The organism is Halobacillus sp. A1 (genome assembly GCF_024189295.1).
Lineage (GTDB): Bacteria > Bacillota > Bacilli > Bacillales > Halobacillaceae > Halobacillus_A.
Map to the genome: position 1 here is coordinate 107,785 of NZ_JAIZEN010000001.1, position 22,179 is coordinate 129,963.

The following is a 22,179-nucleotide window of genomic DNA, read 5'->3' on the forward strand; positions in this document are numbered from 1 at the left end:
ATCATAACAAAGTCAACGACACAGCCGAGAGTCTGTCAGTCGTTGACTTTTTACGTTTTATTGACCTTGGTTAAAAGGCTGTCCTACATCTTTTCCAAAATCGAGCAGAATGTTGAAATCGAGATAGAATAGGTTAAAGATCTAATCATGTAGAGAGGTACGATCAAGCAATTTTAAATTTTACAAGAAATCACTGCATAAACGAGAAGGAATGATACACTTTATGAAACAACATCATTCGATATAGGAGTAATCATATGAAAAATTCTCGGTTTAAGCTGAGCACAATGATCATCTTCTATGTGCTTTTAGTTGTGTTATTTTCATTATTGATCACAGACCTGCTCATTACAGAAAATACGAGCGATGACATTCGTGAACAGCTTGAAGAAAAGGCATTGATCGTTTCTCGTTCGGTAGCTGAATCACAAATTGTAAAGGAAGGTTTGAGTATTGCGGACAATGAAGAAGCCATCCAGGATTATGCGATGAGTATTCAACAGGCGACAGATGTACTTTTTGTGGTAGTCATGGATATGGAGGGAATTCGTAAATCTCACCCGGATACTGAGCGTATCGGGGAGAGATTTGTTGGCGGGGATGAAGCGAGAGTTTTAAATGGGGAAGAGTATATATCCATGTCTGAAGGGACGTTAGGACATTCAGTACGGGCGTTCACTCCGATTTATACAGATAACGGAGATCAGGTGGGAGCCGTATCGATCGGTATTTCTTTAGATGCGGTGGAAGCTTCCCTGCAGAAAAGCCATCAAAATATCTTGATTGGTTCACTGATTGGTGTGCTTGTTGGTGTGCTTGGCGCTTTTCTTTTAGCGCGATATATCAAAAAGAGTTTATTTGGATTAGAACCTGTCGCCATCGCAAGAATTCATGAGGAACGTAATCGGATGCTCCAGTCTGTAAGAGAAGGCATCATTGCTGTGGACGCAGAGGCGAAAATTACGCTCGTGAACAAATCAGCTCGTGACATTTTTCATAAGGCAGGCATAGAGACAGAAGACCCTGTCGGACTGCACGTGTCGGACTACCTTCCTCATTCGATGCTGGAGAGAGTTTTGCAGACGGGGGAGTCTGAGCTAGATGAGGAACAGATCATCAACGGGTCATCGATTATTGTTAACAGAGTCCCGTTAATTGTGAATGAAGAAGTAGTCGGTGCTATTTCAACGTTTCGAGATAAAACAGAGGTGAACCAACTGGCGGAACAGCTGACGGGTGTAAGGTTGTACGCGGAATCGCTCCGTGCCCAATCACACGAATTCAAAAATAAACTTCATGTACTCCTCGGTATGATTGAAATGCAATCCTATCAAGAAGTGAAATCCTATATTAAACAAGTAGTGGACCATCAAGTCCATGAAACGGATACGATTACGAATAAATTGAAAGACCCTGCCCTGGCTGGATTTCTGATTGGTAAATTAAGTTATGCCAGAGAACAGAACGTGCACCTCTCAGTGACTTGTGAAACTGTAATCCCAGCATCTGAGGATTCCAGGGTAACGCATGAATTAGTAACGATTATAGGAAATCTTTTGGACAATGCTATAGAAAGCATGACGTCAAATAAAGAAAAGAGAATATCACTCATTCTCTCCTATGTAGATGATTTACTTTCTATTGAAGTCGCCGACACAGGTGTGGGGATGGATGAAGACATGCAGGCAGAAGTATTTAAAAAAGGAGTATCTGCAAAAGGGACGGACCGCGGCTATGGATTACACCTCGTTAAAGCGAGTGTGGAAGCACTGGGTGGGTCCATCGAGATGTATTCTGAATTGAATCAAGGAACAACATTCAATGTAATCGTTCCTTATGAATCGGAGGTAGAGACGGAATGATTCACGTGCTAATTGTAGAAGATGATCCGATGGTAGCTGATTTGAACAAAAAGTATATCGAACAAGTGGAAGGTTTCCACCTTGTCGAAGAGGCCTCGAATGTTGAAGAAGCGTACCAGTGCCTTGATCGGACAAAGGTGGATCTGGTCCTGCTTGACGTCTATATGCCGGGGAGAAATGGAATAGATTTGCTGAAAGAATTAAGAGGGAAAGATGAACAAATCGACGTTATTCTCATAACAGCCGCTTCAGAAAAAGAACAAATCCAGCAGTCCCTCCGACTTGGGGCCGTGGATTACCTGATCAAACCTTTTGAATTCGAACGACTTCATGAAGCTTTGAAAAAATATAAAGAGAACTATGATGTCCTGCAGGATAAACGTAAAGTAAGTCAGGACGAGCTCGATCAGATTTTCAGTAAGCCTGAACGCCAAAGCAGCCATAGGGTTCAAGTGCCTAAAGGAATGACGAAAACAACACTGGACCACATCATCCAGGTGATCCGTCAGAAAAAACAAGCCTCTTTTTCCACCGAAGACATTGCTCGGGATACAGATATTTCTCGAGTCTCGGTACGTAAATATTTAAAGTTTCTAAAAAATATAGATTTCCTTGAAGAAACACTCATTTATGGAGTAGGGCGCCCAGTCTATCAATACCGGATAAAAACAGCAAGCCCGATAGATTTCGAGTTCTATCATTAGAAAGCAGCCCATGTCGGCTGCTTTTTTTAATTACAATAAGATTTTTATTTTCATATGATAGGCATTCGGAAAGTTTGCTTATATGATAAGACTTATTAGTGAAAGCGGTTACTTATATGGGAGGTTAGGCAAATGAGCAGAGAAGATTTGAAAGAAGAAACTTTAAATTTGCATAGGACGTTCAGAGGGAAAATAGAGGTGACGAGTAAATTGCCTGTAGATACGGAAGAGGACTTGAGTTTAGTTTACACTCCTGGAGTCGCTGATATATGTCAAGCTATTGTGGACAATCCTGATGAAGCCGACGAGCTGACATCCAAGGGGAATATGGTAGCGGTCGTTACAGACGGAACAGCCGTATTGGGACTAGGTGACATTGGTCCGAAAGCAGCCATGCCAGTTATGGAAGGCAAGAGCCTGTTATTTAAAAAGTTTGCCGGAATCGATGCTTTTCCTATATGCCTCGACACTAAGAATACGGAAGAAATCATCTCCATTGTCAAAGCCTTAGCACCGACTTTCTCTGGTATTAACCTCGAGGACATTTCCTCTCCAAGGTGCTTTGAAATTGAAGCAAGATTAAAGCAGGAGTTGGACATCCCTGTCTTTCATGATGATCAGCACGGCACAGCCATTGTCGTGTTAGCTGCTTTAATCAATTCCTTGAAAATCACCGGAAAATCGAAAAGCTCCATAAAGGTTGTAATTAATGGTGCCGGGGCTGCAGGATTAGCGATCGCTGACTTACTTTTATATGCCGGTTTCCACGATGTGACTCTGGTCAGTCTCGAAGGCGTTATAAGAAAAGGTGCCTCGTGGATGAATGAGAGACAGGCTGTTATGTCGGAAAGAACAAACTTAAATGGAGTGGACGGAGGGTTAAGTGAGGCCATTGTAGGAGCGGATGTTTTCATTGGAGTTTCTGCTCCAGAAATTTTAAGTAAAAATCAGATCCAGATGATGAAAAGGGATCCGATTATCTTTGCTATGGCTAACCCTGTTCCAGAAATCTATCCTGAAGACGCCTTAGAAGCGGGAGCCCGCATCGTAGGAACAGGACGTTCCGATTATCCAAATCAAATTAATAATTTGCTTGCTTTCCCCGGAATTTTCAAAGGGGCCCTCAATCAAAAAGTGAGAGATATTACGGTCGATATGAAGGTAGCTGCGGCCGAAGGAATTGCAGCCGTCGTTTCCGATGAAGAATTATGCCCGGAATACGTTATTCCCAGTGCTTTGAACAAAACCGTAGCTCAAGCTGTTGCCCATGCCGTGGAGCGAACCGTAAGTAATAAAGTAGAGTGCTTCGTGTAAAGCGAAGCACTCTGAATCCATAACAAAAAGGAGAGATTCACATGTCCAGCTCAGCTGAAAGAGTACAGAATTACTCAACAGAAACGTCAACAGTCCCCTTTTTAAAAAAAGAAAAGAAAGCGGTTACAATATTTGGTCTTCCTCTCATTTGGTTTTTTGTAATGACGGGCCTTACGTTAGTCAGTATGTATACAGGGAATTTACCGGGAGGAATGCTTGGCAGTCTGCTCGTCATGATGGTATTGGGAGAGCTTTTTGGATGGATTGGAGACAATACTCCGGTGTTGAAAACCTATTTAGGAGGCGGAGCAATATTAGCCATCTTTGGTGCAGCGTATATGGTGTATGCTGGTTTTATACCGGACTCCACAGTTACAATGATTAACGGGTTTATGAAAGATGGAGGGTTCTTGAACTTTTATATTGCTGCTTTAATTACTGGAAGTATTCTTGGAATGAATAAAAAAATATTAATAAAAGTGGGCCTCAAATACTTTTTACCGATCTTTGGTGCAGTGATCGGGGCTATGGCTGTTGCCGGCCTATTCGGTGCATTAGTCGGATTCTCGTTAACTGATGCCGTTCTTGTTATTACGATGCCGATCATGGGCGGAGGAATGGGAGCGGGAGCCGTTCCAATGAGCCAGATTTACAGTGAATTAATGGGAAATGACCCGAGTTATTATATTTCCATGCTTGTTCCTGCCCTGGCACTTGGTAACGTGTTCGCTATTATTCTTGCGAGCATGCTGAATATCCTTGGCAAAAAAGTCCCGTCTTTAACAGGTAATGGGCAGCTGCTGAAGGGATTCGAATATAAAGAAGAAAAATCGACTTTTGACATACAAAAGATGGGGATCGGATTAATGGCGGCCATCATATTTTTCACGGTCGGTACATTATTGGCCAGCTTCATCCCACTTCACGCATATGCATTAATGATTATTATTGTGGCCATAGCTAAAATCGCAGATGTTATTCCACGAAGTATTTTAGACGGGGCGAACCAGTGGTATAAGTTCGTTGCTAAAAACTGGACCCTCGCTCTGCTGTTCGGAATTGGAATTGCTTACACCGATTTAAATACAGTGCTTCAAGCCTTGACACTGCAATATATTATTACAGTACTCGGAGTTGTAATAGGAGCTGTCATTGGTGCTGGTTTACTCGGTAAACTCGTGGGATTCTATCCGATCGAATCGGCAATAACGGCTGGTTTGTGTATGGCGAATATGGGAGGGACAGGAGATGTTGCTGTGCTTTCCTCATCGAAAAGGATGGAGCTTATGCCTTTCGCCCAGATCTCCTCTCGTTTAGGCGGCGCAATCATCCTGCTGCTGGCTGGTTTGATTATTCCTCTATTAATATGAAAATTTTATCTCTAATAAGGGTCTGTTCTCTACATGGGGACAGGCCCTTTTATTCTGCTAATCATCTATGGATAAGTCATTCTGGAATTAATGAGATGGAGATAAAATATGAACGTTTATTGTTGTTTTTAAAAAAATGTTCGTTAATTGCTTGTATTACCTTGATATATAGTAGTGATAGGGGATAAAATAACGGTAAATCAAAAACATTCAGGAGGATTTTCGCCATGTATGGAGCACCAAACCAACAAAATGCCAAAAAGATCATGCTGCTAGGGGCAGGGGAGTTAGGAAAAGAAGTTGTTATTGAGGCGCAGCGGCTAGGGGTAGAAACCATTGCTGTTGATCGATATGAAGGGGCGCCAGCGATGCAGGCAGCCCATCGTTTTCATGTTATAGATATGCTGGACGGCAGCCAACTGCGCGAAGTGATCGAACAAGAAAAACCTGATTTTATCGTACCTGAAATAGAAGCTATTGCGACAGCCACCCTGTTAGAAATGGAGCAGGAAGGGTATCACGTGATCCCTACAGCTTACGCCACCCAATTAACGATGGATCGGGAAGGCATACGTCGCCTGGCCAGTGAAAAACTCGATCTTCCAACTGCCAAATACGAGTTTGCCAATTCCTTGGAAGAATTAAATGAAGCAGTAAACGTTATCGGAACGCCGTGCGTAATCAAACCTATTATGAGTTCTTCTGGAAAAGGGCAAAGTTTGTGCAGGACAGAAGAGGATGTCGAAGATTCCTGGCAGGAAGCCATCAAAAGCGGACGTGGCAAAAGTACACGTGTGATCGTAGAAGAGTTCATTCATTTTGAATCGGAAATTACTCTGTTAACCGTCCGCTCTTCCACAGGCACATGTTACTGTCCGCCCATTGGTCATCTCCAACAGGGCGGAGATTACATTCAATCGTGGCAGCCCCATGGGATGAGCGAAGAAAACATCAGACAGGCAAAGGACATTGCGAAAAAAGTAACTGATGAGATCGGAGGGTATGGCGTCTTCGGAGTTGAGTTATTTATTACATCAAATGGAGTGTACTTTAGTGAAGTATCTCCGCGGCCTCACGATACTGGAATGGTGACCTTGATCACGCAGGATCTATCGGAGTTTGCTCTTCATGTACGGGCGATTTTAGGATATCCAGTAGAAGATATTCAGCTTGTCACCGCAGGGGCAAGCCACGCTGTGAAATCTGCAATTGAAAGCAATAACTATCAAATATCTGGAATAGCTAATGCACTAACTGTGCCTCGCACTCAAGTACGGATCTTTGGTAAGCCTTCTACCAATATCGGCCGCCGCATGGCTGTAGTGCTCACCCAGGCGGAAAGTGTAGAAGAAGCAAGCGCGAGGGCCAAAGAGGCAGCTTCTCAAATGAATATAGGAAGTACTTAAATACAACGGCTGTTATGGAATAAGAGAAGAATGTTGCTCAGTTTTATGTTTGCCGTTAAACACACGAAAGGGATCCTAAACAAAAAGGGTCCCTTTTTTTGTTCAATAAACAGATTGTTACTTAGAAAATCCACAAAATATAGTAAACACAGAGTATTTTAATTAGTAGATGGTCACAGCCTGAAAAAGCAGCCTTCAAACGCCTGTAAAAATTCTGCGATAGGCTTAAAGATGTTTCAATTTCCTAAATAAAGGATACATTCCTACCATGATGGTTAAATAAAGCCATATAAATATATGCAGAACATATAGTTCCTTTTAAGAGAGTTTATTAAATAGCATGCAGGATTCCGGAAGAATCAATTCCCAGATATTAGTGAGAGTCAGGGATTGCGGGAAACGATTCGCTTTCCGTGGGCGTGCACTGAGCTTACTCAGGCTACGCCTTCCGGGGTCTCATCTAACCCGCGTATCCCACAGGAGTCTTGCCGTTTCCCTCCATCCCTTGCGTTATGTGAATTCCAGGCATCGACTATGCTCTCTCCCTTACAATAAGGGTGGTTTCGTATCTCGCCTTATAGTAATGGGTTCTTGGAAATGGTGAGACTCCTGCGGGAAAGGATAGACTGGCAAGACCCCACAGAGCTTTTAGCTCGAGGAGGCTTGCCGTCTTCCCCGCGGAAAGCGATCAATTTCCAAGAACCCATTCTTCAAGCAAGAATAACGAAACCTATCTGAGATTTTAAATATAAGGAGAATAAATGATGAGAAACTATTTGAAACATTATATTAACGGTGAATGGGTAGACTCTACCGGTTCAGAAACAGAAGTAGTCGTCAACCCGGCGACTGAAGAAGTCATTGGGAACATCAGCTTAGGAACAAAAGAAGATTTAGATAAAGCAGTACAGGCAGCGCGTGACGCGTTTCCGGCATTTTCACAAACCACGAAAGAAGAACGAGTAGAAATGCTCGAAAATATTGCGAAAGAATATGAAAATAGAAAAGATGAAATTATTGAAACCATCACGGACGAACTAGGATCTCCACTAGAGATCTCTGAGAAAGTACACTTCATGATGGGGTACAACCACTTTTCTCAAGCAGCAGAATCGCTGAAGAAATTTTCATTCACGGAAGACCACGGCGGTCATACGCGTGTGAAGGAATCAATTGGTGTCAGCGGTCTGATTACCCCGTGGAATTTCCCGACTAATCAGACATCCACAAAAATTGCGAGTGCGTTTGCGGCAGGAAGTCCTGTCATCTTGAAGCCCGCAGAGCAAACACCTTTTGCTGCGATTATTTTGGCTGAAATTTTTGATAAAGTCGGCGTTCCAAAAGGTGCCTTTAACCTGGTGAATGGATCAGGATCGGTCATTGGCGACGGAATCAGCTCCCATCCAGGTATTGATTTTGTATCCTTTACAGGTTCTGGAGCCACAGGTGAAAAAATTATGAAAAATGCTTCAGAAACGATAAAAAAAGTCGCACTTGAACTCGGCGGAAAATCACCGCTTGTCATCCTGGATGATGCGAATGTAGAGGACGCCGCAAAAGCAGCCGTCAGTCACATTGCAACAAATTCCGGCCAAGTCTGTTCTGCAGCCACCCGCACGTTAATTCCTTCCTCCATGAAGGAAGAGTTCGAGCAGGCAATGAAGAAGGCATTGGAAGACTTTCCTGTCGGTGATCCACGTGAAGGTAATTACGTAGGTCCGCTCGTTTCCAAGAAGCAGTGGGATACGGTACAATCCTATATTGAAAAAGGGATGGAAGAAGGAGCAACTCTGCTTGTCGGAGGTTCCGGTAAACCAGAAGGACTCGATTTGGGATACTATACGAAGCCGACTATCTTTACGGATGTCGACAATCAAATGGTCATCGCTCAGGAAGAAATCTTCGGACCTGTCATGACGGTGATCACCTATGACACGGTCGAAGAAGCCATTCAGATTTCTAACGATACGATTTATGGTCTGGCTGGATATGTATACGGAAAAGATCCAGAAACGCTTAGAAAAGTGGCCTCAAGCATCCGCGCAGGACGAGTGAAGGTCAATGATGCCGAAGCTGACTTTTCTTCACCGTTCGGAGGCTTTAAACAGTCTGGTATCGGAAGAGAGTGGGGCGACTTTGGAATTGAAGAATATCTTGAAGTGAAAACCATTTTAGGTTATCCGTCCTAAAGAGATGAGCGACCCATGTACTTCAAATAATAAATTTACCTGCCTGTCCCTTGGTGTGAAATGAGGGGCAGGCGTTTTTTGTGAAAGGGTTCCATACTAAGGAAAAATAAAGGTAGGCAGGGTAAGAACGCACAAAAATGTTTTACGTATGATTATGAAGGAATACTATGTATCGTAGTTATTTTTGGAGAGGAGTGGTGGAATGGGCAAATTTATAATTAATCTAATCGCTTACCTTCTCGTGATCACCGTTAATGGGCTTGCTAATGCTTTACCTCTTAATGGACAAACGACAGGTGACATTTCAAATAGGCTTAACGTGCTGTTTACTCCGGCGGGATATGTGTTTAGTATATGGGGATTCATTTACATCCTCCTTGGTATTTGGATCATTTCGCAATTTCCTTCAAGCCGCCGAAACCTACCTGTTTACCAGACCACGAGCTTTCTTTTTGTATTAAGCAGTATTCTGAACAGCCTTTGGATTTTTATGTGGCACTATGAATTTTTTGGTCTCTCGGTCATTGTGATGCTTCTTTTACTGACGACCTTGATCCGTTTATATGTTAAAGCAAAAGCCGCAGATGCATCTTTCCTTGAATTACTTCCTTTCTCAGTCTATCTTGGCTGGATCAGCGTCGCCACGATCACCAATATCAGTTACTATTTGACTTACATTGGCTGGAACGGGTTTGGAATCTCAGAGTCGATCTGGACTTTCGTGCTATTAATTGTGGCTGTAACACTGGCTCTTTATTTCATGAGAAGTGAAAAGGATTGGGTATACCCGCTCGTTTTCGTCTGGGCATTCATCGGCATTGGTGTTAAAAACGACGTCGCTGAAGTGCCGTTAGTCGTTTACTCATCCTATATCCTGGCAACCGGTCTTTTCCTTATCACCTTTATATACGCATTGAAGTTAAGAAAATAATTGTCGTGTTCCATTGTGGCATTGTGAAAATGAGTTTTTCCTAGGTAGCGTGGCGAGTCTAATCAGTCTTGCCGCGTTTTTCTTTATGCAGTCTGGGTGAAATCTATAATCATAACTCAAGAACATGGGTAAATTAACTTTTTATGTTAGCGTTTACATCGTTGTTTTGACAATATAATTCAGTATAAAGTCTTTCATTTTGCACCTTTAAGAAACCGGTTTACTAAGAAACTTGTTAGTTTTTTGAATTTTTATAAAAAAACTATTGAAAACGGATACATATACCCTTATAATCAACTTAAGTTATCAAATCACTTGATTTTTTTTAATCATTAACGAAACCGGTTTCGTTAATGGGATGATCGTTTCCTTGGTTATTTAAAATGGAGGGGGAAAGACATAATGAAATTGAAAAAAAGTTTACTTTCTGGCTTACTGTTGAGTATGAGTGCGTTACTTATCGCTTGTGGTGGAGATGAAGATTCAGCTTCAGGTGAAGGCAAGGATGTTACATTGGATTTCTGGGTTTTTGGAGCTACCAATTATGAAGATTTAGCAAAAGAGTACGAGGAAGAAAACCCTGATGTGAAAATTAATATTAAAACATCTGAATTAGAAGATCATCATAACAGTCTTTTTACTGCAATATCTGCAGGTACTGGAGCTCCTGATTTAACTATGATCGAAGTCGACCAGCTGGATCGATATAGAGAAGCTCAAGATCGTTTCACTAATATGTATGACTTAGGCGCGGACGAAATTGAAGACCAATACTTAGACTGGAAATGGAACATGGCAGCAAATGGGGAAGGTGATTTCCTTTTCGGACTTCCGACTGATATCGGACCAAAAGCGATGTATTACCATAGCGAAGTTTTTGAAAATGCAGGTCTTCCAACAGATCCAGATGAAGTGAGCGAATTGATTTCAACACCTGAAGAGTTCGCGGATGCGGCGGATAAAGTGTTAGAAGCTACAGATAAACCTATGGTCGATAGTATGGAAATGGCTTTCCGAGCAAATATGGATGCGTTAGAACAAAGTTATTTTAATCGTGATGGCGAATTACTGATTAGTGAGAATAACGGTGTGAAAGACGCTTACGATTATGCGGTTGAATTACATGAACAAGGGTATGTGAGTGACTTTGAAATGTGGACTCCTGAATGGGGAGATGCTTTGAACAAAGGAAGCTTCGGCGTTGAAATGGCTCCTGCCTGGCTGAAGGGCTATATGACAGAAAATGCACCCGAAGCTGCTGGAGATTGGCGCGTGACTACCCTTCCTAGTGACTTTGCCGGGAACTGGGGAGGCTCTTATGTAGCTATTCCTAAAGAGACAGAACACAGTGAAGAAGCTTATGAATTCTCCAAGTGGCTGTTATCACCAGAGAATCAATTGGAATCTTTCACAGAAAGCGGTCTTTTCCCTTCTACACCAGAAACATATGAAATGGAAGAATTCACATCAAACTCTGATGAGTATTTCGGCGGACAAAACACAGCAGAATATTTTGCTGAAGCAGCTAAAGAAATTCCTGAAGTTTATAAAGGACCTAAGTATGTAACGGTTAATAATGAAGTATTGACTGCGCTTAGAAACGTTCAAGAAGGTGGAGATCCTGAGCAGGAATGGGAAGAAGCTGTGGAACGTATCGAAGGGTTAATTGATCGATAATTTACAAGGAGGGTCGGATGAATTTCAATCTGACCCTTTCTATGTAAGGAGGTAGAAAAGTGGAAAGTGTAGAAAAACAACAGCATGTCTCCTCTGCGAAAGAGAGTCGATTGTCTGAGAAGAAGAAAGATATGCTCTCCGGTTATTTGTATGTTGCTCCATTCTTTATCATCTTTGGAATTATCGGTCTTTATCCTGCCGTATTCAGTATTGTTCTTGCTTTTCAAGAGTGGAATGGTCTTGGGGAAATGGACTTTGTAGGGTTGAGAAACTTTACGGTCGTCCTGCAGGATCCACTATTTTGGAAATCTTTATATAACACGGTCATTATCGGACTGATGGGAACCGCTCCTCAGCTGATTGTCGGTCTTATTCTAGCATATTTCCTGAATATGGCTGCGGTACGATTTACTAATTTTTTCAGAGTGACGATATTTATGCCGTATATTACCTCCATGGTAGCTGTCGCATTGGTGTTCGGAGTGTTTTTCAGCAGCAATGAAACAGCTCTCGCTAACTATGTTATTGGCTGGTTTGGTATTGATCCGGTCAGCTGGAAAACGTCAGAGTGGGGAGCGAAATTCGCCATTTCCCTTATGGTCTTCTGGCGCTGGGTCGGATATAATACGATCATTTACTTAGCAGGACTGCAAAGTATTCCGAAACATTTGTATGAAGCAGCGACAATCGATGGGGCTAATAAAGTTCAGCAGTTCATGCACATTACGATTCCTTTGCTGAAACCATTCATTCTGCTGACCGTTTTTATGGCAACTGTAGGAGCGCTTCAATTATTTGCTGAGCCTACTGTATTTTTAGGTAGTTCTGCCTTTACACGTGATGAAGCGATGACGGTGGTTATGTACTTATACAGAGATGCGTTTAGCTTAGGTTCCTTCGGTACAGCTTCAGCAACAGCAATTTTATTGCTGATCATCATCGTAGGTGCAGCAGCTCTGAATACATGGCTGACATCCGGGGCCGGACGCAGAAAGAAGGGGGCTTAGAGAATGAGCGAGCATGTAAAGAAAAGGTTCAAGCGTGGAAACATTCCCGTATATATCGCGTTAGGATTCGCCTCTGCTTTGTCTATTTTCCCGTTTTACTGGATGTTTGTAATGGCTACCCAGCCAAGCGCTGCGTATAATTCCATTCCTCCGACATTGCTTCCTGGTGGAATGCTGATTGAAAACTTTCAGAAAGTATTAAACACGATTCCATTTTTTCAGGCGATGTGGAACACGATTCTGTTGTGTTCAGTCGTTACGATTATTGTTCTATTGATTAGTTCACTGTCGGGATTCGCCTTTGCTAAATTTTCATTTCCCGGCAAAAACTTTTTGTTCATATGTATTCTTTTAACGATGGTCATCCCTCCTCAATTAGGGTTGATCCCGCAATACTACCTGATTTCTCAATTAGGGTGGCTGGATACGTTATTTGGAGCAGGGGTTTTGTTCTTATTAAACCCGCTAGGTATCTTTCTCATGCGTCAATATATCAGCGAATCTGTACCAGATGAACTGATCGAAGCGGCTAAATTAGATGGCTGCTCAAACTTCAGAATTTACCGGAGTATTGTGCTTCCTATTATAAAACCGGCCTTTGCTACGCTTGGGATTATCGTGTTTACACTCGTGTGGGGAGAATTCTTATGGCAGTTCACGGTTCTGAGAGATCCTTCTTCTTACACTTTACAAGTGGCGCTGGCTTCTTTAAACAACTCATTCAATGTAGATTTTGGTATGTTGCTTTCCGGTGTGTTCTGGGCAACTGTTCCATTGGTTGTGATTTTCCTTATTTTCAATAAATGGTTCATCTCCAGTATTACGGAAGGCTCAATTAAATAAGCGAGCTACTCTAGCCGATTGTTGATACAATAAATTGAGATAGCAGTTTCTAAGGAGAGGTATGAAGATGGATTTAACAATAAAAGATATAGCAAAAATGGCTGGTGTATCTCCTGCTACTGTTTCAAAGATTATCAACAATTATGGCGGTATCAGTGAGCCGACAAGAGAGAAAGTTTATAAAATCATGCAGGATACAAAGTACCAGCCGACGTTCTCAGCGAAATCGCTGGCAACTAAAAAATCGAATTTAATCGGCTTGATTTATGCCGGGAAAATCAATGTGGACTTTAAGCACCCCTTTTTCAATGAAGTCGTGAATACCTTTAAGAAAACAGTGGGGGCACAAGGATATGATCTCCTTTTATTTTCCAACGAAAAATTTTACGAGGGAGAAAGTAAGTATTTGGAGCGGTGCAAACATTTCCACGTCGATGGTTGTTTGATTATAGCTGGGGATGAGATTGAAGAGGCCGTCCATGAAATCGCCGAAAGCAATATTCCATGTATCGGTATCGACCTTAAACTGGAAGGTCCGAACTCAAGCTATATCATGACGGATAATGCGAAAATCGGCTTAAAGGTTGTCGAGTTTTTCTATTTAAATCAAATAAGAAAAGTGGCTTATATAGGCGGTAAACAGAATTCACATGTGGCGAGTATCCGCAATCAGGGATATATCGATGCAATGCAGCAATTTGGACTGCCTATAAAAGACGAATGGGTGAAGTTTGGGGATTTCTTCGAGGAAAGCGGCTATGAAGCTATGAAAGAAATCTTGCAAACGAAAGAATTACCACAAGCCGTTTTTGCAGCATCAGATATGATGGCCCTTGGAGCGCTTAAAGCCATCAAGGAAAAAGGATTATCGGTTCCTGAAGACATTCAATTGATCGGCTGTGACGACATTGAAGCTTGCCGATACAGTGACCCGCCACTCACAACAGTCAAGCAAGATAAACAGAAATTAGGGAAACTGGCTGCTACAATGCTGAATGACCTCATCCTGGATCATAATGACATTCGCCCGGTGAAAGTGGATCCAGAGCTTGTGGTTCGTTCATCCAGTATAGAAAGCTAGTCCCACTTACGTTCATGATGGAGGTTATCATATGACAACAATAGAATTTTCGAAAGAATTAAAGTGGGGAGCTGCAACAGCTTCCTATCAAATTGAAGGAGCAGCTAATGAAGACGGGAGAAGTCCTTCTATATGGGACACTTTCTCTCATACTCCTGGAAATGTAAAAAACGGAGACACTGGAGATCATGCCTGCAACAGTTATCATTTATATAAAGAAGATGTCCAGCATTTAAAAGACCTTGGAATCGATATTTACCGATTTTCGATTTCCTGGTCGAGAGTCATGCCTGAAGGAACAGGGAGCTTGAATCCTGCTGGGGTAGCTTATTACCGAAACTTGATCACAGAGCTGCTCAAATATGATATTGAACCGATGATCACCCTTTACCACTGGGATCTGCCTCAAGTCCTGCAGGATAAAGGGGGCTGGGAGAACCGTGCCACAATAGACGCTTTTAACGAATATGCTGAAGCGATGTTTAAGGAATTCGGTGATCAAGTGAAGAACTGGATTACGATCAATGAACCATGGTGTGCGTCGTTTTTGTCCAATTTCTTAGGAATCCACGCTCCTGGAAAAAAAGATTTACAAGCGGCTGTCGATGTATCTCACCATCTGCTTACAGCCCATGGTAAAGCTGTTCAGTCTTTTAGAGAACTTGTACCTGATGGAGAAATAGGCTATGCACCAAACTTAGGCTGGCTGGAACCATTTAGTCCGGCAGCTGAAGATCAAGATGCGTGTCGTCGTGGGATGCTGTGGCAGAAAGAGTGGTTTATGGATCCCGTTTTTAAAGGATCATATCCAGAGGAATTGATTCAGATTTTTAAAGAGCATGACGCTGTACTGCATATCGAAGAAGGAGATCTAGAACTGATTTCTCAGCCGATTGATTTTTATGGCATCAACTATTATACAGGCAGTCTTGGCCGTCATAATGATGAGGCGGGAATGTTTCAGGTCGAGGAAGTTCCTCTTGATTATCGGCAAACGGACATTGGCTGGCCGATTTATGCGGATGGCTTTTATAAAGCTTTGAAGAATTTGAACGAAACCTACGGCGACGTTCCTATTTATATTACGGAAAATGGGGCTTGCTATAATCATGGAGTAGAAGATGGAAAAGTAAATGACCAGGAACGCATTGACTACTTAAAGCAGCACTTAACTTCTCTGCATCGAGCAATCAAAGCGGGTGTGCCGATTAAAGGGTATCTCGTGTGGTCACTGCTGGATAATTTCGAATGGGCTGAAGGTTACGAGAAGAGATTCGGTATTATTCACATCAACTTTGATACTTTCGAAAGAACGAGGAAGGAAAGCTACTATTGGTATAAGAACACGGTCGAAAATAAGAGATTTGAGATTACTTAATTTTTTTGTTCGTTGACGAAACCGGTTTCCCTGCTACTAAAATATAAGCTCATTCTAAGGAGGAGTAATTTGAGAAAAATCTTAACTGTCCTATTAACGTTTGCTGTCGTGTTTCAAGTCGTGTCCCCTTCTGTGCTTGCTAAGAAAGATAAGGGAGATGATCGGGTTGAATACTGGGAAGAGAGAGGATTACTGACAGGGCTGAATACGAAAAAGAGTGAAAATGCTGCAATGTCTTATTCAGAATACACAGTACTGCTTGGAAACTTGTTGAACATAAGCAGTGAGCGTGTGTTGGAAGAGGTTAAAGATGCCGGGTATGTAACAAGAAATGAAAATTCCGCCGTGAAAAAGGCAGAGGCGGTCAAAATTTTTCAATACGTATTACCAGATCCATGGATGAGTGAAGTAGAAGAGGGTACGAACAAACCATTAAAGCGCAAAGATGCTATGGCTATGATTGACTCTCTAATACAAGGTTACTTTTATGAAAAAGGAACGTACGAGGATGAGCAAATTAAAGGAAATGCCTGGATCAATCATTCGGATGTCGCTCTTATAGACTCTACGATTGAAGGGGACCTTTATATTAGCGAAGGGGCTGACCCGGGAAATATTCAACTAGAGAACACGACGGTCAGCGGAACCGTCTATATTGATGAGAAGCTTCAAAATAAAGTCCAGGCCATTGACTCGGACTTAGATAACGTAGTAATCGTCGATAGGGACCAAAAGGAATCTGACTGGTCTCTCGTTTGGTCCGATGAGTTCGTATCCAGTAAAATCGATCAATCGAAGTGGTCCCATGATACTGGAAACTGGATCGTAGACGAAAATGGTGAAGGGGTCTCCCCTGGATGGGGTAACAATGAATTGCAGTATTACACTGACTCATCTGAAAACTCCTATATTGATGACGGTAAGCTGGTCATCGAGGCGAAAGAAGAAGAGAAAAGTGACTCATTCGGAAGTTACGACTATACTTCAGCTAAGCTGACATCCAAAGGGCTGTTCAGCCAAAAGTATGGAAAGTTCGAAGCAAGAATGAAACTGCCTGAAGGTCAGGGATTCTGGCCGGCCTTCTGGATGATGCCTGAAGATGAAGTTTATGGTGACTGGCCGGTTTCCGGTGAGATCGATATTATGGAAGCCGCTGGAAAAGATACGAGTGAAATTGGTGGTACGATTCATTACGGAGAGGAATACCCGAATAATACGTACAAAGGAACCGAATATCATTTTCCTGAAAGAGAAGATTATACCGATTTCCATACATATTCAGTGGAATGGGAACCTGGAGAAATCCGCTGGTATGTGGATGGAGAATTATATCAAACATTAGACAATTGGTTTGGTAAAGGGGAGAATCAGTCGGATAAATATGCTTTCCCTGCGCCATTTGATCAGGAATTCTATTTAATTATGAATCTAGCAGTTGGTGGCTGGTATGGCGGCAATCCCGATGAATCAACAGAGTTTCCAGGAACAATGGAAGTCGACTATGTAAGAGCCTATGAGTTAACGGGCCGTGAGTATAAAGAGCCTGTAGAACCTGTCGTTGAAAAAGATGAGCTGCCTGAAGATGCGAAACAGCCATTAGAAGATGGCAACCTCATTTATGATAATGAGTATAATGAACCTTTTACCATCATCGATCAACAGGAAGACGAGTTTGATGAGAATTATTGGAATCTCGTACAGCTTCCAGACTTTCAGGGAAGCGGAACGATAGAGAAGGAAGAGCTTGACGGCCAATCCTTTGCAAAAACAAGTGTGACAGACCCTGGTAATGCTTTATGGTCCCTGCAGCTTATTCAAAAGCTCGCGATTCTGGAAGGGAATACGTATAAAGTAACCTTTGATGCAAAATCTGATACCAACCGTAATATAATGACGAAGGTATCCGGTGGAGAAGAAAGAGGCTTTGCTAACTATTCCGGAGAAAAAACGATGGAGCTTAGTGATCAAGTTCAGTCCTACGAATATACATTTACGCTAAACCAGGACACAGACCTGGGCGCTCGAATAGAGTTTAATATGGGAAGCAACGGAACGGCCCCAGTCTCTATTGGAAATGTCCGAGTGGAGAATATCACGGGAGAACAGCAGGAAAACAGCACAAAGCCTGCTTTAGCGGACGGGAACTTCATTTATAATGGAACTTTTGATCAGGGGGATATGACAAGGACAAGCTACTGGGATCTTGTGACATCAGAGCAGTCTTCCGCTGAAATGAAAGTTTCTGAAGAGCAGCGCGAAATGCAACTTGATATTCAAAGTGAAGGTGTAAATGCTGAAGATGTGCAGGTAAAACAGTCAGGAATCCCTTTGGCAGAAGGACAGGATTATGAACTGACCTTTAACGCAAGAGCAGAACAAAACAAAACCATCGAAGTTGGACTCATAAGTGAAGATGGCAGCGAAAACTATGCGAGTGAACCGGTGACATTAACTGAAGAAATGGAAGATCATACTGTTGAATTTACGGTGCCGGAAGCAGTTTCGAACGGACAATTGACGTTTATGGTCGGAGGTCAGTCAGGAGACGTGTATTTAGATAATGTAAAAATGCTTCAAACCTCCAGCGAAATGGACCTTTACCCATTAAAGAATGGTGATTTCTCATCAGGTCTCGGCTATTGGACGGAATACATTCATTTCGATGCAGAAGCGAATGTTTCCGCTGACGAAGGAGTACTGAATGTAGATATTCAAGAAGGCGGGAACGAAGACTGGGGTGTGCTTATCGAGCAGCAGGATCTTTCGTTAACGAACGGAATCACTTATGTACTCTCTTTTGACGCCAGTTCCAGTGTGGCTAGAGATATAGAAGTTACCCTTGAAAATGCAGATTATCACCGCTATTTCAATGAAACAGTTTCTTTAAATGAAGAAGCGCAGCGTTTTGATTTTGAGTTTGACATGACGGCTGATGATCAAGCTTCTCTTAAATTTCTGATGGGCAACGTAAGTGAAGAACATAATATTTCTATTGATGATGTCGTGCTTGAAGTAAAGAATGCAAGTGAATATGATGATAAGTAATCAAAAAAATATTTAGCTCTACCGCAATAAAATTTAAGTCTGAAGAGGCTATCCTTACACCAAAAGGATAGCCTTTTTATTTACTAGAATTCCAGGGAATACATCCACTTATCCCATAAATCTACTTTTTTTATAGATATAGGAAGCTGTGTTTCTATTAGACTTAATGGAAAAGCCCTCAGTTGTAGAGCTGAGGGCTTTTGCGTTTGCTTTTTAGTAGATGAATTAAGGCTGCATGCATTCTACGAGCTAAAGCAGCGAGGCTGCTCCATCCACATATAACTCTGTGCCGGAAATATGGCGGGAGGCATCAGATCCGAGAAAGACGACTAGATCCGCAACTTCTTCTGGTTTTCCAGGTCGACCCTGCAAAGGCTGATCACCTTTAGGATGTTCAACAGGAATTTTAATTTTTTCTAAATTATCTTCTTCAGGGTGGGTGTTTTCCTCGATATTCGTTTCGATTGCACCAGGGCAGATGACGTTCACGCGAATTTGGTACTTGGATAGTTCAAGAGCAGCCATCTTTCCAAAAGCCATTTGTCCGGCTTTCGACGAACTGTAGGCAGAAAAACCAAAGTTGGAAAAGACCCGGTTTCCGTTGACGGAGCTCGTAATAATGATGCTCCCGCCCTCTTCCTTCATATGAGGAATAGCATACTTCACCGTTAAGAAAGTGCTCTTTAAATTAGTATCAATCGTCTGACTCCATTCCTCACCGCTCATATCTTCAATCGGCGTGATTTTTCCATTGATGCCGGCGTTGGCGAAGATGATATCTAATTGTCCGAAGCGATCAATGAGCTGCTTGTAACATTGCTCAATATCTTCCTCGTTCGATACATCTGTTTCAATAATAATCGCCTCTCCGCCTATGGATTCTATTTCCTCTTTGGTTTCCTGTGCGTCTTTTTCTTTAATGTCGACGAGGGCGACTTTTGCCCCTTCTTTAGCTAAGTGAATGGCAGAGGCTTTGCCCATGCCTGAGCCTCCTCCTGTGACTAGTGCGACTTTTCCTTCTACTGTCTGTGTCATAAGTATCTATCTCCTTTTTCAATTGGAAAGGTTTAGTTGATTTATACCCTTGTCTATGAAAATGTAACTTGAGATTTTAAGCTCTTTTATAAATATTCCTTTGGAAGGACGTTGTTTTTTAAAAAAACACTCATTTTTGAAATGCCGCCTATCCACATACTGAAGAAGCCGCTTAATTAAGTAGCTTCTTCAGTATGCTTAATTTGCTGCAGGTTCCCTTTAATTTTGGGTTAGAGAAAGTTGTAAAGAGAGATTATTACCCTACGGAAACTACAAGTAATTTAGAAGAACAGTCAAAAGGGCCTGCCATCAAACAACTTTGGAGTTCCAAAAACAATATAGCTCTCAAAGAAGATAATTTTGTCACAAAATATACACCTAGGGGTATATTGATTTCTCGATATGTTAAGAGTAAACTTAAATTATAAGTTAAATGTGAAATTAATCACATTAGCATAACAGCTATCTAAAAGGAGAGGGTCGTCTTGGGTAGAAAAATTATCATTGTCGGTGGTGTTGCTGGAGGAGCAACAGCTGCTGCAAGGTTGCGAAGGTTAAGTGAAGAAGACCAGATTATCATGATTGAAAGAGGAGAATATATATCTTTTGCGAATTGCGGGCTTCCTTATTATATTGGAGAGGTCATCACGGACAGAGAGGCCTTACTAGTTCAAACGGTTGAAGGGATGTCCAATAAATTCAACTTAGACATCCGTAATTTAAGTGAAGCAATAGAGGTTAATCGCGAGAAAAAGACAATTAAAATAAAAAATTTAAATACAGGTGAAGTCTATGAGGAGTCCTATGACAAACTCATTTTATCTCCCGGTGCGAAGCCGATCGTCCCTCCATTTGAAGGGATTGCTGAAGCAGAGCATTTGTTTACGCTGCGCACAGTACCGGATACAGATCAAATCAAGAGATGGGTCGATGAGCAGCACCCGAAAGAAGCCGTTGTTATTGGCGGTGGATTTATTGGCTTAGAAATGGCAGAGAATCTCAACCATAGAGGCATAAAAGTAACAATTGTTGAACTAGGAAGCCAAGTGATGTCACCAGTCGACTACGAAATGGCAGCACTTATTAATCAAGAATTGAAGGCAAATGGTGTGGATTTGATTTTTGAAGACGGCGTCAAAGCATTTCAAGATAAAGGAAAAACTATTCAACTCCAAAGTGGGAGGAAGTTGAACAGCGATTTGACGATCATGTCCATAGGGGTCCAACCCGATAGCGAACTTGCTCAAAACGCAAACCTTTCCCTCGGCTCTCGAGGAGGTATTCTTGTGAATGAACAGTTACAAACAGAAGATGAAAGTATCTACGCTATTGGAGATGCTATTGAAGTAAAAGATTATATCCAACAGACACCAGCTATGATTCCTCTTGCCTGGCCTGCAAATCGTCAAGGTCGGCTAGTTGCCGATCACATTAATGGGCGCTCCATTTCCTACGAAGGAACACTGGGAACATCAGTAGCTCAAGTCTTCAATTTGACGGTAGCGGCAACGGGAAATAATGAAAAGTTATTAAAATCACTCAATAAAAACTATGAAGCTATCCATGTACACCCTGCCTCTAATGCCTCTTATTATCCCGGTGGCAGTCCTGTTTCTTTAAAGCTTTTATTCGATCCACATACAGGGGCGATCTTAGGAGCTCAAGGTGTTGGATATAAGGGTGTTGAAAAACGTATAGACGTTATCGCTACAGCTATTAAAGGAAAGTTGAATGTACGGGATTTAGCCGATTTAGAATTGGCTTATGCCCCGCCGTATTCTTCTGCTAAAGACCCTGTAAACATGGCCGGGTATGTAGCTGCTAACGTCTTGGATGGTGAAATGAATATTATTCACTACCATCATGTAAGCGACATCGTAGATAAAGGGGAACTTCTCATCGACGTACGAGAACCTGGAGAAAGAGACGGAGGAATGATCGACGGATCGATCAACATTCCCTTAGGAGAATTGCGCGCTCGACTAAATGAACTGCCAGATGATCGACATATCTATGTCCATTGTCAAGTAGGTCTTCGCGGTTATTTAGCTTCAACTATCCTGAAAAATAACGGCTATCAAACAAGCAACTTAAGTGGTGGGTATAAAACCTACCAGGCTGCTACTCAAAAGTCATAGATAAGAAGAGTATGGGTATTAGTAAAATAGATCCTATAAAAAATAAACTTAAAAAAGTAACCTAACCTGTTTCTTTTTGAAAATGATCTCTGTAGTTCACAGGGATCATCTTTTTTTATTTCATTACCTTTAGTCAGTTTCACGTGAAAAAGTAAATATCACGCTCCTTTTTCACGTGAAATAGAGGTTATTTAAGTAA

At 42.0% G+C, this 22,179-nt stretch carries 15 protein-coding genes; 14 read left to right on the plus strand and 1 reads right to left on the minus strand.

Annotated elements, in window-relative coordinates; genetic code table 11:
- The first annotated feature begins 257 nt into the window (after positions 1-257).
- The 13 genes from dcuS to LF817_RS00650 all read left to right on the plus strand — a co-directional run bounded on the left by dcuS (position 258) and on the right by LF817_RS00650 (position 18,807).
- Positions 258-1,862 (plus strand): DcuS/MalK family sensor histidine kinase, encoded by a 1,605-nt coding sequence (gene dcuS / locus LF817_RS00590; protein WP_253933814.1) that lies wholly within the window; start codon positions 258-260, stop codon positions 1,860-1,862.
- Positions 1,859-2,566: a response regulator gene (locus tag LF817_RS00595; protein ID WP_253933815.1), complete on the plus strand. Its 708-nt coding sequence runs from the start codon at positions 1,859-1,861 to the stop codon at positions 2,564-2,566. The genes dcuS and LF817_RS00595 overlap by 4 nt, the downstream gene beginning before the upstream one ends.
- Positions 2,567-2,698: 132 nt before the next feature.
- Positions 2,699-3,880, plus strand: coding sequence for an NAD(P)-dependent malic enzyme (locus LF817_RS00600; RefSeq protein WP_253933816.1), 1,182 nt, complete (start codon positions 2,699-2,701; stop codon positions 3,878-3,880).
- Positions 3,881-3,921: 41 nt separating this feature from the next.
- Positions 3,922-5,250 carry a 2-hydroxycarboxylate transporter family protein gene (locus LF817_RS00605; RefSeq protein ID WP_253933817.1) on the plus strand — a complete coding sequence of 443 codons (1,329 nt, stop codon included), beginning with the start codon at positions 3,922-3,924 and terminating at the stop codon, positions 5,248-5,250.
- Between the two features lie 227 nt (positions 5,251-5,477).
- Positions 5,478-6,656 carry a formate-dependent phosphoribosylglycinamide formyltransferase gene (gene purT, locus LF817_RS00610; protein WP_253933818.1) on the plus strand — a complete coding sequence of 393 codons (1,179 nt, stop codon included), beginning with the start codon at positions 5,478-5,480 and terminating at the stop codon, positions 6,654-6,656.
- Between the two features lie 764 nt (positions 6,657-7,420).
- On the plus strand, positions 7,421-8,845 hold the full coding sequence (locus LF817_RS00615; RefSeq protein ID WP_253933819.1) for an aldehyde dehydrogenase family protein: 1,425 nt from the start codon (positions 7,421-7,423) through the stop codon (positions 8,843-8,845).
- Positions 8,846-9,047: 202 nt separating this feature from the next.
- On the plus strand, positions 9,048-9,776 hold the full coding sequence (locus LF817_RS00620; RefSeq protein ID WP_253933820.1) for a TspO/MBR family protein: 729 nt from the start codon (positions 9,048-9,050) through the stop codon (positions 9,774-9,776).
- Between the two features lie 402 nt (positions 9,777-10,178).
- Positions 10,179-11,453, plus strand: a complete 1,275-nt coding sequence (locus tag LF817_RS00625; RefSeq protein ID WP_253933821.1) for an ABC transporter substrate-binding protein — start codon at positions 10,179-10,181, stop codon at positions 11,451-11,453.
- A gap of 59 nt (positions 11,454-11,512) precedes the next feature.
- Complete coding sequence (locus tag LF817_RS00630; protein ID WP_253933822.1) at positions 11,513-12,460, plus strand: carbohydrate ABC transporter permease; 948 nt, start codon at positions 11,513-11,515, stop codon at positions 12,458-12,460.
- A gap of 3 nt (positions 12,461-12,463) precedes the next feature.
- Complete coding sequence (locus LF817_RS00635) at positions 12,464-13,303, plus strand: carbohydrate ABC transporter permease (RefSeq protein ID WP_253933823.1); 840 nt, start codon at positions 12,464-12,466, stop codon at positions 13,301-13,303.
- Between the two features lie 67 nt (positions 13,304-13,370).
- Positions 13,371-14,384, plus strand: a complete 1,014-nt coding sequence (locus LF817_RS00640; protein ID WP_253933824.1) for a LacI family DNA-binding transcriptional regulator — start codon at positions 13,371-13,373, stop codon at positions 14,382-14,384.
- A 31-nt stretch (positions 14,385-14,415) separates the two neighbouring features.
- Positions 14,416-15,762 carry a GH1 family beta-glucosidase gene (locus LF817_RS00645; RefSeq protein WP_253933825.1) on the plus strand — a complete coding sequence of 449 codons (1,347 nt, stop codon included), beginning with the start codon at positions 14,416-14,418 and terminating at the stop codon, positions 15,760-15,762.
- A 69-nt stretch (positions 15,763-15,831) separates the two neighbouring features.
- Positions 15,832-18,807, plus strand: coding sequence for a carbohydrate binding domain-containing protein (locus LF817_RS00650; RefSeq protein WP_253933826.1), 2,976 nt, complete (start codon positions 15,832-15,834; stop codon positions 18,805-18,807).
- Between the two features lie 249 nt (positions 18,808-19,056).
- Here LF817_RS00650 and LF817_RS00655 read toward each other — a convergent pair whose 3' ends face one another.
- Positions 19,057-19,842 (minus strand): SDR family oxidoreductase, encoded by a 786-nt coding sequence (locus LF817_RS00655; protein WP_253933827.1) that lies wholly within the window; start codon positions 19,840-19,842, stop codon positions 19,057-19,059.
- Positions 19,843-20,327: 485 nt separating this feature from the next.
- Here LF817_RS00655 and LF817_RS00660 point away from each other — a divergent pair, with 485 nt between their 5' ends.
- On the plus strand, positions 20,328-21,980 hold the full coding sequence (locus tag LF817_RS00660) for a CoA-disulfide reductase (protein ID WP_253933828.1): 1,653 nt from the start codon (positions 20,328-20,330) through the stop codon (positions 21,978-21,980).
- Positions 21,981-22,179 lie beyond the last annotated feature (199 nt).

Coding starts and splice junctions, on each gene's coding strand:
- LF817_RS00645 (WP_253933825.1), top strand. CDS start 14,416: ATGACAACAATAGAATTTTCGAAAGAATTAAAGTGGGGAGCTGCAACA.
- LF817_RS00640 (WP_253933824.1), top strand. CDS start 13,371: ATGGATTTAACAATAAAAGATATAGCAAAAATGGCTGGTGTATCTCCT.
- purT (WP_253933818.1), top strand. CDS start 5,478: ATGTATGGAGCACCAAACCAACAAAATGCCAAAAAGATCATGCTGCTA.
- LF817_RS00635 (WP_253933823.1), top strand. CDS start 12,464: ATGAGCGAGCATGTAAAGAAAAGGTTCAAGCGTGGAAACATTCCCGTA.
- LF817_RS00625 (WP_253933821.1), top strand. CDS start 10,179: ATGAAATTGAAAAAAAGTTTACTTTCTGGCTTACTGTTGAGTATGAGT.
- dcuS (WP_253933814.1), top strand. CDS start 258: ATGAAAAATTCTCGGTTTAAGCTGAGCACAATGATCATCTTCTATGTG.
- LF817_RS00615 (WP_253933819.1), top strand. CDS start 7,421: ATGAGAAACTATTTGAAACATTATATTAACGGTGAATGGGTAGACTCT.
- LF817_RS00600 (WP_253933816.1), top strand. CDS start 2,699: ATGAGCAGAGAAGATTTGAAAGAAGAAACTTTAAATTTGCATAGGACG.
- LF817_RS00620 (WP_253933820.1), top strand. CDS start 9,048: ATGGGCAAATTTATAATTAATCTAATCGCTTACCTTCTCGTGATCACC.
- LF817_RS00595 (WP_253933815.1), top strand. CDS start 1,859: ATGATTCACGTGCTAATTGTAGAAGATGATCCGATGGTAGCTGATTTG.
- LF817_RS00605 (WP_253933817.1), top strand. CDS start 3,922: ATGTCCAGCTCAGCTGAAAGAGTACAGAATTACTCAACAGAAACGTCA.
- LF817_RS00655 (WP_253933827.1), bottom strand. CDS start 19,842: ATGACACAGACAGTAGAAGGAAAAGTCGCACTAGTCACAGGAGGAGGC.